This window comes from Peribacillus sp. NPDC060253, from assembly GCF_042727425.1.
GTDB lineage: Bacteria > Bacillota > Bacilli > Bacillales > DSM-1321 > Peribacillus.
This window is the reverse complement of sequence record NZ_JBHXAS010000135.1, coordinates 1-12,526: the sequence shown is the minus strand read 5'-3', so window position 1 is coordinate 12,526 and position 12,526 is coordinate 1. Positions and strand designations below refer to the sequence as shown.

Here is a 12,526-nt window from a genome sequence, read left to right as displayed (position 1 = left end):
TTCCCTGTATTCTTACGTTCCAAGACGGACACATCCTTTCAAAAATCATTGTAAGGACTTAACTAAAATGTGTCCATGAAACTATACTAAATCCACTATAAAAAGATTATCCTCTATAAGAGTAAAATATTAAATTCAACAAACCCTTCCAAAAGTCATATATGAAAATTTTGAAAGACTCCTTTATATTTACCCAACAAATATTTTTCGTCGATCATATGCAAAAATGGTCATCGTCACACCTAAGATAGCACAAATCATATACATAAATGAGTATGAGGAAAAATCAGCTATCGGCCCCATAATGACACCACCTAGCGAAACACCTAAATCAGCCATAGCAATAAATAAACCAAGTAACACATTTCGATTTACCTTAGGCAATACAAAGGTTAAATACGTTGTTAACGTTGGATAGATAATTGCCTGAGCTATCCCCATTAAAATCGCACCTGCATAGAAAAAGAAAGCCCCACCCGTTATAGATACGCTTACACATTGCGCCGCTATTGCTAAAAGAAGCATAGCCCCCATGATAAAAGATGAATGCCACTTACCGTCTGAAGGAATCCTTTTCCTTAAAGTAAAACGAGCAAAGACAACGGTACCAGCCTGAAGCATGAGATAAATTCCAGCATTGCCGTTTTTTAATTGCATAGCGTACAGTGGTAGGAAGGTTGTAATCGCTCCAAATACAATGGAGGTAACTAACATCAATACGCTGCATTTAAACAGAAACGGATTTTTTACCAACTGACTAAATGCCTTAAACATACTTACTCCTTGCTCATTTTTAACTGAAGCAGGTTGATCCTTTCCTTTTTCCATTTTGGCACTATAGCCAAACACCCCTGTAGTGATGGCAATTGCTATCATCACTACTGTAAAATAATCCATACCTCCTTGCCAAATTCCTAATGCCAGTATAGGTCCAATAATACCTGGTATATAAGAGAATAAAGAATAAAGTGAGATGCCCTGAGAGCGATCCTTCTCTGGTAGTGCATCAATAATGCCTATCTGCAATGCCATGGAAAAAAAAGCTGTCGACACCCCTTGTAACATACGGGCAACTAGATAGCCGCCTAACCCAGTAATCGTATATAATATTAAAGCAAAACCATTGACTATAAGAATAATGCGCAACACTTTTATCGGTCCATGCTTTTGAATAATTTGACCTGCCCACGGACGAAAGAACATGGTTGTAAATAAATACGCCCCTATAATCAAGCCGATAGTAGTATTGCTGGCTCCTAATGATTCCCCTTGTAAGGGGATAATAACATTTAGAATGGCATTGGCACTAAAATAAAGAAGAACCAACAGATATAAACGCAGAAACGGCCAAGACATAGCTCCACTCACAATTTTTTCTCCTCCTAGTTCGAAAATAATCTAAAAAGTTATTAATTTGTCCAATAATTTTCTAGCATATTCTGACTGAACGTTTTTTAATTGTTCGATTTTAATTACTTCTTCAATTTGACCATTTCTAAAAATAATGACCCTGTCGCAAATATAGGCGGCGGCCTGAATATCATGAGTAATAAATACATAGCTCATATTGTAGAGGTTTTTTAATTCCTTAAGTAATTCAAGCACTTGTATTTGAACTGATACATCTAAAGAACTGATTGCTTCATCTAATAAAATACATTTTGGTTCTGTGGAAATGGCCCTTGCAATACATACCCTTTGAACCTCTCCCCCTGATAATTCATGAGGATATCTTTTTCTGTAGGACGGATTTAACCCAACTTGATTCAATAGATTATCAATCCTGTTTTGAATTTCTATTTTGAGCTTGCTCTTAATTTTTAATGGCTCCATAATGGCTTCCTCAACTGTAAAAAATGGGTTAATGGAAGATTTATAGTCTTGAAAAACAGCGCTAATGTTACCCGATCTCACTCTTCTATCCCCTACATTTTCACCCTGAAATAAAACGGTTCCCCGATCTGGCTTTTCAATTCCTATTAGTAAACGACCTAAGGTGGATTTCCCGCTCCCACTTTCTCCGATAATACCGAGACATTCGCCACTTCCACATTCAAAACTAATATTGTTCAAAATCTTTTGTCTTTTGTTTGAAATGAGTCCACCACTTTTATAAGACTTCTCCACACTATCAACCTTTAGCAATTTTAAGCTCTCCCCATTATTTTCTTAAAATGATTACTCAACGCTAGTCTAGTAGATACTAAATATTTGGTATAGTCATGTTCCGGTTCTGAAAATATAGTTTTTGATTTTTCTCTTTCAATAATTTCTCCATCCTTCATGACCATAACTTCATCAGCAATTGCTCTAACAACTCCCAAGTCATGGGAAACAAAGATCATAGAGCAGCCCATTCTTTCCCGTATTTTTATAAATTGCTCAACGACTTCAAATTGTGAAATAGTATCTAAAGCTGTTGTTGGTTCATCAGCAATAATAATGTCTGGTTCTAATACTAATGCTAACGCAATCATTATTCGCTGCAACATTCCACCCGATAGCTGGTGTGGATATTTATTCATAATCTCTATCGGATTTTTCAGCATGACACTTTCCATAGCATTTTTCATTTTTTCTTCGATTTCTTTATTACTCCAACCGAAATGTTCAACAAGCGTTTCCTTTAAATGAACCCCAATTACACAGGAAGGGTCAAATGCACTCATCCCATTTTGTAGAATCATGCAAAGTTTTCTTCCCCTTCTCTTTCTCATCTCCTTTTCTGAAAGTTCGTTTAAGTTTTCGCCTTTAAATAAAATGTCTCCTGATTGGTGAAGCCAGGATTTATTTAATCGCATTATTGACCTACAAGTCAGAGACTTACCGCTTCCGCTTTCTCCTACAATTGCCAGACAGCTTCTTTGCTTTACATGGAATGAACTATTATAGATAATCACTTTACCGGAGCTACTATCCCATATTCTCAGATTTCTAACTTCTAATATATTCATAGATTATTTTGCCACCTCTTTTGAAGCTTAATTTTAGAGATTGTTAACTCTTCTTGAAGCTTATTTTTTGAGGTAATTAATTTAGGGTCTATGGCAACTTGAAGTGCATCAGAGAAAAAGTTAAATGCAGATACTACCATAATAATGGCTAGTCCAGGAGCTAACATTAATTCTGGTCTTGTAAACATTACTTCCCTTGCCTCATTTAACATCATTCCCCATTCAGCATTTGGGGCTTGAATTCCTAACCCTAGGAATGAAAAGCCTGATACTTGCAAAATCATCGAACCAATTGAGCTGCTCGAAATCACTGCGATATCAGAAAATGTAACAGGAACCATGTGCTTATAAATAATTTTCACGTCACTAATACCTGATGCTTTGGCAAATTTCACATATTCTTTTTCAGCAAACTGCATAACAGACGTTCTGATTATTCGAGCAAACCATGCCCATTTAATCAAGGTAAACGCAATCAATATATTTTCAAGCCCCACACCTAAAATACCAACAACAGCTAATGCCATTACATATCCTGGAAAAGATAGCATCGTGTCACAAATTCTCATAACAGTGGCATCTACTTTTCCTCTAAAGTAGCCTGCTAGAAATCCTAAAACCGCTCCAATCAAGACAGATATGAATAATGCAACTAAAACCCATAAAACACTGGGACGAATGCCATAAATAATTCTGGATAAAATACATCGTCCTAAGTGATCATTACCTAATAGGTAATCCCATGATGAAGAAGCATAACGAAGGCTCATATTTACTTCTTCAGGGTCATGTGGAGCAAATATAGGGGCGAAAATGCCAACAACGATTGTTACAACGATAACTATGAGAGAAATTGTGCCTAACCTATCTTTTATTAAATTTTCAAATAGTCTCATTTATATTTCATTCCTTAATTTAGGATTCATCACAGCGTTTATAATGTCGGAAATGGTATTAAATAATACAAAGGCCACTGCTAAAATAAGTACATACGCTTGTATAATCGGGAAATCCCGGCCTAGAATAGCTCGAACACTTAAACTTCCTAATCCTGGCCAAGCAAATACATTTTCTATAACGACTGTACTTCCCAATATAATAGGTATAGCCATACAAAATATCGAAATGGCCACTTGCAATGAATTTCTTAAGATGTGCATGGTGACTTTCCTCTCTGTTAAGCCACATGCCCTTCCATACAGTACATAGTCTTCATTTAAATTACTCAACATCGAACTTCTAACGACCCTAAAATAAATGCCTGCATAGCTTATCGCAATGACAATAACCGGTAGAATATAACTTTTATACGACTCCATTCCGCTTGTTGGCAATAAATCCACTTTTACGGAAAAATACCAAATCATAAGAGTCGCCATCCAGTATGACGGCATTGCCGTTAGGAAAAATGAAAATCCCCTTACTGACTTATCCATAATTTTCCCCTCTTTCATCGCACAGATCACACCTAAAAGTATCGATAGAACAATAATGACAACAGATGAAACCAACGTTAGTTTTAACGTATTTAGAAAAGCAGGACCAATTAACGACCAAACCGGTTTTCCTGTCACGTAGGAAACCCCAAAGTCCAACTGTAAGCAAGCAATAACCCAATCGAAGTATCGTATAATAAATGGTTTATCCATCCCCAACTCATCTTTCGTTTGAGCAATTAATTCATCTGTTATTGTTGGAACACCTTGCGCTTGCAATACCACTTCAACTGGATCTAAGGGAGAAAGATTAATTAAAATAAACGTTAAAAATGAAATGACCAAAAGTAAAGGGATTGATATGAATAGTCTCTTAATGATGTAACTTCCCATAGAAAATCTCCTTTTAATAGAAATTTAAAAAACCACACTTACTTCTGCAATATAATACTTAGAAGGTTACTCTTCACATAAATAAAAAGGGGAATCTTCCCCTTTTTATTTATATTTCTATTCAAAGTTCATCAGTTCGAATGGTAACTCAAATTGCGTTTGCTTAAATGATATGCCTTTTAAATTTTTTGGGGCAACTACAGTGACACTGCCATTTGAAATGGGAATAAAGACTGCTTCATCATGTACAATCGTCAAAATATCCGCATATAATGATTTTCGTGTTTTCTCATCAGGTGACACCATTACTTCATCAATCTTCTTGTAGAGTTCATCTGCTTTTGCCATGCCACTTGTAGTATGTAAATAAGATGCCTCAGAAGTAAAAGCAGAGATTGTACTTTGTGGATCATACGCTAGTCCCCATGTTTGATTGAATAATAGATCATAGTCACCAGTAGACCTTCTATTAGCAATTGAAGTCGACTCTTCACCGATTATCTCTAGCTGAATACCAATCTCTTTTAATGAACTTTGAATAAACTCAGCCTGTGTTTTTTGGGAAGAAGAAATGCTGTCATAATAAAGTTGCATGGCTAATTTGTTACCGTCTTTCGTTCTAATCGCAGCACCATCCTCTATTGTCCAGCCAGCTTCTTCTAAAATCTCTTTCGCTTCTTCTAAATCATAGCCTCTTTTCTTCAAATCAACATCTGCATAATTGACGTTAGGTGAGAATAGTGTATTGGCTACTGTTTCCGTACCATTTAAAATATCCTTACTAATGGTTTCTCTATCAATCGAGTGCCAAATGGCTTCACGAACAGCTGTTTCACTTACTGGATTATCAGATTTACTGCTATTTGCTACAATCATTTTCGTATTCATTGGTTCACTTCTAACCAACTGATAATCACCTGAATCAACTAATTGATTCATTGCCTCTACATCAAGACTGTCTGCACCGCGGTCATCAGTAAAAACAAAGTTTACTTCTCCTTTTTTTAAGGCTAAAAAGGTCGTTTCCCCTGCTGGGAGAACTTTAGACGTGATTTTTTTTATTTTTGGTGAGCCACCCCAGTAATTTTCATTTGCTTCAAATATAGCGTACTCATCTGTTTTATGTTCAGTCAGAGTATATGGTCCTGTACCGTTAAAACCTTCTACACCTTCTTTTGTTCCACCATTCTTAAAATCTTTAGGCGATATGAATACGTAAGGTCTGGTCATAGACAATTCAACCAAAGTTGGGTAGTATGCTTCTGATAGCACAAGTTCAACTGTATAAGCATCTACTATATTTACACTTTCTATTTTTGTAGATAATTTAATCCAAGCATGCTTTTTTGCGTTGTTTTGCACAGCCTCAATATTTTTCTTTACTGCCTCTGCGTTAAATGGTTCTCCATCATGGAATTTCACATCTTTTCTTAAATGAAAAGTGTATACTTTTCCATCTTCTGAAATTCTCCAGGATTCAGCAAGCAAAGGTTTAATCCCATCTTCTGTATTTTCAACCAATGATTCATAGACCATCCCTTGAGCTGGCATTGAACCTGTATACAGATGCGGGTTCATATCATTAATATCTTTGGAGGATGCATAAACTAACTCTTTTGAGCTATTCGTTGAATCAGCACCTTCCTTTTTCTTACTATTAGATTTTTCTGCAGAGCAGGCAACTAGAATAGATAAAACCAAAAATATTAGAGATGCTAACTTAAATTTTTTAACTAACAATATATTTCTCTCCCTTTAATTTGAATTAATTCACCTTTTACTGGTCAAATATGATCTAAATTGAAAAAATCCCCCTTTTGTAAATCGAAATGATTACTATTTACACAGTATATTACTCTATTAACTTAAGACAAGTACTATTCCTACTTCTTTGCGCTTATACTTTTTCCTATTTCACTGCATATCATATTCAAATCTTCATCAAAGCTTTGAACAACAAATGCATTAGATAGCAATTCATCTTCATGGAATTGAGCCACTTTTTCAATTTTATTCTCGTATGTTTTAATGAATTTATCTATTGTTGGACAATTTACATTTAAATATTTTGCAATTCCTTGAATTATTTTTATACGATAATAGTCTTCTTTAGGCATCCTAGGGATATCCAAATATCCTTCCCTATTGACGAACATTTTTCTAATTGGAACAGCAGAAAAATCATAATATTTCCCATCCTTATCTGGTTCTGAAAAAGGATCGATCAACAGTGCGGTATAACGTATATATAATAAATATTCTTGATGGATAGCTTCTAAATGATTAAAATTCTCTATATCATGACGTGATAAACTTTCCAATCTCACGGGATAATTATCATCTGTCATAAATTTAAGTAGATTTAAATTTTCTATATTTAATTTCCCTAAGATATTCATGATTTCTTTCCATTGAGCCAGCATATCCCTAATTAAATATTGTGTAATGGGCCCCTCAGGATAAAGTTTATAAACATATTTCTTGCTTTCTAAGTCACCAAATATTGCACGTAGTGTGAAATCATTCATAAACAACGGTGGGTGAACATATAAAGAAATATTTCTCGTTTCTGCTTCTATTGGAGATTTCATATTTTCAAGAGTAATACCTAATTGTTCATATAACTTACATAGTCCCTCGACATTTTTAGATGGATAATGTGTAGAGCCTATATGAATTTTTTTCTTGACTGCTGTTGTTAAAACATGATTAGAAGGTTTATCGTGCATCCATCGTGTATCACCGTAATATGTAGAAAAACTGATAATTTCCGCATCTGAATTAAGCTGGTTCATATAATTATTGATTAAGCTATTGGAACCGAAAGTCGGAGAAATTAATACAATACACCTTACTTGTTTTAATTTCTCATTATTAATTTGTTTTAATACTTCTATATAAGCATCCGTTGTTACAGCAAGAATAATAGTATCCCATTCACCCTTAATTGTTCCATAACCCCTAAAAACTTGATCAATGAAGCATTCACCCTGCATAGTTCGATGCTTTTCATTTTGAACGCTTACACGAACTAAATGATTACTTTCCTTAAGTGCCTCAAAAAAATTTTCTGAACGAACAGATTCTCTCCCAACAATTCCTACGTAGCAATTCAATTGGTTTTTTAGATTCATAGCTAGTTGGATAGATGTTGGGCCAGTGCCTAATAGTAGGACTCGCTTAAAATCATTCATAAAGGCCTCCTTTTCTTACAATTTAATAAGCTATGCTTTTTTATACAATGCGATATCAAACACATGATCTGGACGCAATATTTCTTCAACCATCTTCCACTTCTGCCCATCAACCTCTCTTGATGGAAAATTAAATAAGGACTTCAAATGATTACCATATCTCATAGCAACAACTACGTTTTCATTCGTTAATGTATGTAATTGATCCAATATGTAATATTTACTTTCAACAGTTGAACTAAAAATGATATGAGTCACGTTTTTCGTAAAATCAAGATTTTCCACTAATATTTTTTCTAATCTAATATTTAATCCATTTCCTAATTTCTCTACTACGTTTCGTCCAAGTTGAATAGCCTCATCATCAATATCTATGCCTACAACCTCTGCTCCTGTTCGCTTAGCGATTAATAATGGCGTCATTGGAAATGAACCTGATCCTACTAACAATACTTTTGACTCCGAAGTAATTTGAAAACTGCCAAATTCTTTTTCAATACATGATTCTATATTTTTAAAATAGTCTGCCTTTTCACTATTTCCATCCAGTAGCTTGATTGCACGATATTTCTCCATAATAGCTACACAAAGTGCCGATTTTCTTCTTAGGTTCATCACAAGTTGATTCAAATCACTAGATTCTTGTAGTTCTAATTGTTTCCAAGCTTCTTTATTCCTCTCGTTTGTTATGAATTTTGAATAGTCATCTATTAAACTCTCTACCTCTGAACAATTATTGATTGTATTATCATAACTTCCTGCTAAACCATCAAATTTTTGTGAAAACTCACTTAAATATTCTTGAAAAGTTATTAATGCATTCATTAATTTTCCCCCAGTACAATGTTATAACTAACCATCTATAAAAGCTTTGCCTTGTGCTACTATTTGGACCGACCCTTCAATCAAAAGGCTTGTTAATTCTTCTCCATGACAAGTAGCAAATACCTTAATATCGCCACCGGGTTGCCTTATATTTGTAACAATCTCCCCTTTATTCTTCCAAGCTAAATAGGCTCCTAAGGAGGCTGTACCGGAACCACACCCCCTTTCCCATATCATACTATCTAAATGTGGGACATAAATGAGAGGAGCCATTTCCTTAGATTTCGATTTATACAATAAAACGCCGATCAAGTTAGCACCTAATGTTACTCCAAGTAACTTTGCTAAAGATTGCGCTTTTTCCCTTACTGTTTTACTAAATTCCTCCACTTCTATCACAATGTGTATAAATTCATGGTATCTCACTATAATCATATTCAAATCGTTGCCATCATACTTTATTGTTCTCTGTTCTATCTTTTTAGGAATAGGCATAGTAATCAGACAGTGATATTCATCTAAATTTCTTTTCATTTGACATGTTATTAATTTATCTGTGCCTGAGGCCTCTAATATTATCTCCGCCAAATCATTATGCTTTAGTCCTTTTTCAGATGCTATAAAAGCTGCCAGTGCCATACAAGCATTACCACAAAACTCACCTCCAGCCATTTGTAACTTTGCAGCTGCTTTATTATTTATCGGCTTTTCTATAAATCCAACTTGTTCTGCATGCACGCTGTCGTATGACATGATTTTCGAAGCAATGTGCTTATACTCTTCAACTAGAAAATTAGTTTTAACGAGAATTGTCATATTTTGTGTTGGATTAAATTTTATAAAATCTATTTCCTGGATCATCTCAACTACCCTCTACACTTATATTTTTGGGTTTTCCTTTCTTCATAAAGTATTATTCACCGCAAATAGTAATGATTACGATTTATAATCGCAAAATGAATTATAGCATAATGTTGGAAAGTGTCAATATTTGGTCTGTTTTTTTTACACTAGTGCCGATTGAGAAGTGTCGTAATTTTCAATTTTATCTCTTTCTATGTTTATCGCTTTGGATTTTATTCGCCATTACATATCGGTGCAGCACGACGATTTATTAGAAATGGGAAGCCAGGCCACAGATATAAGGAGTTAGTCGGGGTATTCTTAGATACTGTTGGTAATATAAAATCCTATTTGCAAATCTGAACAAAAGTAACAAAATGAACCAATCTAGGAATTTATCATGAGGGTTCAACAGCAAAAGGATGGCTTTTCCGTTGAACAAAACTGGGATTTCATTACACAGTACCTTATGGTCGTCAATATATGGGGGATTTCTTTAAAGCACAGAAGGAAAAGATGAGTGGGCATTACAGAAATTAGTAGGAATGTACTTTATAGATATTGATTTTTATCTTATTATTTGATATTGTGAGTTTTATCAAATTATAAATAGTAATAATTACGATTTAAAAAACAAATACAGGATATACGATTTTATGTTTAAGTTATGGGAATCTATCGACTATTTTCTTTTTTAATAAGATTTATTTTCATATTCAATGATTAATCGAAATGTGATGGATATAAGAGAATAAATGATAGGACACTTCATTTTTGCTTTCTCCCTCCCTAACTTATCGATTGTTAAATTTTTGTATAAAAATATTAAGCAGGATTAGTAACAAATTGAACTTGGGGGCCGCACTATGTTAAGATCCATTTACACCATAGCTTTACTAACATTTATTTTTTTATGTACTTTAGGCTGTACAGTTAAGGATAACTCTAAAGAAGAAGATAATATACACGATCAAAGTGTTGGTACAATAAATACAGCTTCTAACCCAAAGGAAAATGAACCTAATATTAACACGGTTCAACAAGAGGCTATTAAAGTCTCTGCAAATCCTCAAAGCATTCCCGTATTAGTAAATAAGTTAAATCCACTTCCTGATAAATACAGACCTGATGACCTTTATTATCCAAATGTACCGTTTATTTTCAAGGAAAAAATCGAAAAACGAATGATGCGCAAAGAGGCCGGGGAAGCCTTGGAAAAACTATTTCTTAAGGCCGAAGAAGACGATATTAAATTAGCCGGCGTATCGGCATTTCGTTCACAGGAAACGCAAGAAGCTATTTTTAATAATTATGTAGAAAGGGATGGGCTTGAAAAGGCTAAAACTTATAGTGCATATCCAGGAACCAGTGAACACCAAACAGGCTTGGCTATTGATGTAAGTGGCATTAATGGCACTTGTGCTGCTGAGGAATGTTTTGGTCAAACTAAAGAGGCTGATTGGTTAGCTAAACATGCAAGTGAGTTTGGATTTATCATTCGTTACCCAGAAGGTAAGCAAGAAATTACAGGCTATAAATATGAGGCTTGGCATATTCGTTATGTAGGTATAGAGATAGCAAAAGACATTCAAGCTCAAGGGGTGACACTCGAAGAATACTATAATGTTCAGCCCGTTTCTAAGTAATATTAAGCCAACTAAGCCAACGACATCTAAAATGCGATGTATCATATTTTAGATGTCGTTGGCTTAACTTTTATATACTGATTACCAAGGTTAATCCCTTCTGCTATGCCTTCGAGCAAACTGTTATTATGAGATACTTAAAGGCATCACAGAACCAATAGTTTTTTTGCATAAGGATGTTTAACATAAATTTCAATTAAATCTTGATTTGTTTTTTTCGTTTCTATTTCATTCAATTCATCTTCACTTTTTATAAATGCTTGGGAAATACTCATCTACAATTTCATCCATTACTGAATAAAAAATGTACATAACTCCTTTATTAATTCATCTGCCCTGTCACCTCTTCAACTTCTTTTAGAAAGTCTAAAAAATGATCTAATTCCTCTTTGATATGCTTTATTGAAAAGCTCTACCCATACGGTTTAGATTGATCTAAAAATGCCTGAACTTGGCTCTCTCCTTTTGCCACATCCAGACCAACAACTGGATTCATTATTTTTCTCTCCTCTACTTACTAACCAGTACCCCTTAGTCATCCATGCGGTGTCATAGCTTCGCTTGTTATACGAGATCTAAGTCCCAACCAGCCTCAAACATGTTTCTACAAGTAGGGGCGGACAGTTTAGTTCACGGGATCAAGTCCCACGCACCCGTACGTCCTACCCTGGCTACTGATATAATAGATTCTATTAAAAAATGGTCAACCAGTAATTTTTTTACTGTTCGACCTTATAATACGAAAGCACCCGTTAGCCATCCATGAAGCGCAAAAATCAGCGCTTCACCACAGAGAATGAAAATTGGTCTCTATGTCGATAATGTTTTAATGGCTGGCGAAGAAGGTCGTTGAACTATGGTGTCTTTGAGCCCATCCGTTAATCTGACTCCGACGACCATGGTGTACCACCGACTGTCGCGCCCTTTATGGGTAGCACTCATGGGAGATTTATCCTTTTTTTGGTCGTCACTCTAGCCTCTACTTAATTTTCTATAATTGGAGGTTTCTGTTTAACGATTTATCAAACTCAATCAGATCACTCATAAGGCTCAGCCTTTTTAAAAAAAGTAATTTTCTAGGTCTATTTTTGTATGCTCTTTTTTGGTTTTAAGAATATTTTAATTTTTATGGGAGTTCATTAAATCGAGTAGGAGGAGGCGCCTAGCCTCCGACCTCTCACACCACCGTACGTACCGTTCGGTATACGGCGGTTCAGTTTAAGTCTGACGTAGTT

11 protein-coding genes and 1 pseudogene are annotated in these 12,526 nt (G+C 34.9%); 1 reads left to right on the top strand and 11 read right to left on the bottom strand.

Annotated features, from left to right (window positions below; all coding sequences use genetic code 11):
* Positions 1-189: 189 nt before the first annotated feature.
* The 9 genes from cntE to ACFWE9_RS23060 form a co-directional block, all read right to left on the bottom strand.
* Entirely contained in the window at positions 190-1,368 is a 1,179-nt protein-coding gene (cntE, locus tag ACFWE9_RS23100; RefSeq protein WP_230160213.1) for a staphylopine family metallophore export MFS transporter CntE, read from the bottom strand.
* 30 nt (positions 1,369-1,398) lie between these two features.
* Positions 1,399-2,145 (bottom strand): ABC transporter ATP-binding protein, encoded by a 747-nt coding sequence (locus ACFWE9_RS23095; RefSeq protein WP_214795859.1) that lies wholly within the window; start codon positions 2,143-2,145, stop codon positions 1,399-1,401.
* A 2-nt stretch (positions 2,146-2,147) separates the two neighbouring features.
* The gene (gene cntD / locus ACFWE9_RS23090; protein WP_377358991.1) at positions 2,148-2,954 is read right to left on the bottom strand and encodes a staphylopine uptake ABC transporter ATP-binding protein CntD; all 807 of its coding nucleotides are present in this window, start codon (positions 2,952-2,954) and stop codon (positions 2,148-2,150) included.
* A complete protein-coding gene (gene cntC, locus ACFWE9_RS23085) occupies positions 2,951-3,850 on the bottom strand; it encodes a staphylopine uptake ABC transporter permease subunit CntC (RefSeq protein WP_214795855.1) in 900 nt (299 codons plus the stop codon). Before cntC ends, cntD begins: the two co-directional genes overlap by 4 nt.
* A complete protein-coding gene (opp1B, locus tag ACFWE9_RS23080; protein WP_377358988.1) occupies positions 3,851-4,783 on the bottom strand; it encodes a nickel/cobalt ABC transporter permease in 933 nt (310 codons plus the stop codon).
* 117 nt (positions 4,784-4,900) lie between these two features.
* Entirely contained in the window at positions 4,901-6,523 is a 1,623-nt protein-coding gene (cntA, locus tag ACFWE9_RS23075; RefSeq protein ID WP_377358987.1) for a staphylopine-dependent metal ABC transporter substrate-binding lipoprotein, read from the bottom strand.
* Positions 6,524-6,666: 143 nt separating this feature from the next.
* Positions 6,667-7,977, bottom strand: a complete 1,311-nt coding sequence (locus ACFWE9_RS23070; RefSeq protein WP_377358985.1) for an opine metallophore biosynthesis dehydrogenase — start codon at positions 7,975-7,977, stop codon at positions 6,667-6,669.
* Positions 7,978-8,007: 30 nt separating this feature from the next.
* Positions 8,008-8,802 (bottom strand): class I SAM-dependent methyltransferase, encoded by a 795-nt coding sequence (locus ACFWE9_RS23065; protein ID WP_377358983.1) that lies wholly within the window; start codon positions 8,800-8,802, stop codon positions 8,008-8,010.
* Positions 8,803-8,829: 27 nt separating this feature from the next.
* Positions 8,830-9,663, bottom strand: a complete 834-nt coding sequence (locus ACFWE9_RS23060; RefSeq protein ID WP_377358981.1) for a histidine racemase CntK family protein — start codon at positions 9,661-9,663, stop codon at positions 8,830-8,832.
* An 848-nt stretch (positions 9,664-10,511) separates the two neighbouring features.
* Between ACFWE9_RS23060 and ACFWE9_RS23055 the strand changes: the two genes are divergently transcribed.
* On the top strand, positions 10,512-11,291 hold the full coding sequence (locus ACFWE9_RS23055; RefSeq protein WP_377358979.1) for a M15 family metallopeptidase: 780 nt from the start codon (positions 10,512-10,514) through the stop codon (positions 11,289-11,291).
* Positions 11,292-11,437: 146 nt separating this feature from the next.
* Here the strand turns inward: ACFWE9_RS23055 and ACFWE9_RS23050 are convergent, their stop codons facing one another.
* Both ACFWE9_RS23050 and ACFWE9_RS23045 read right to left on the bottom strand, forming a co-directional pair.
* Positions 11,438-11,566, bottom strand: a complete 129-nt coding sequence (locus ACFWE9_RS23050; RefSeq protein ID WP_290370617.1) for a hypothetical protein — start codon at positions 11,564-11,566, stop codon at positions 11,438-11,440.
* 59 nt (positions 11,567-11,625) lie between these two features.
* Positions 11,626-11,787 (bottom strand): annotated as a pseudogene (locus ACFWE9_RS23045) (IS110 family transposase); the annotation flags it as partial.
* Positions 11,788-12,526: the final 739 nt, after the last annotated feature.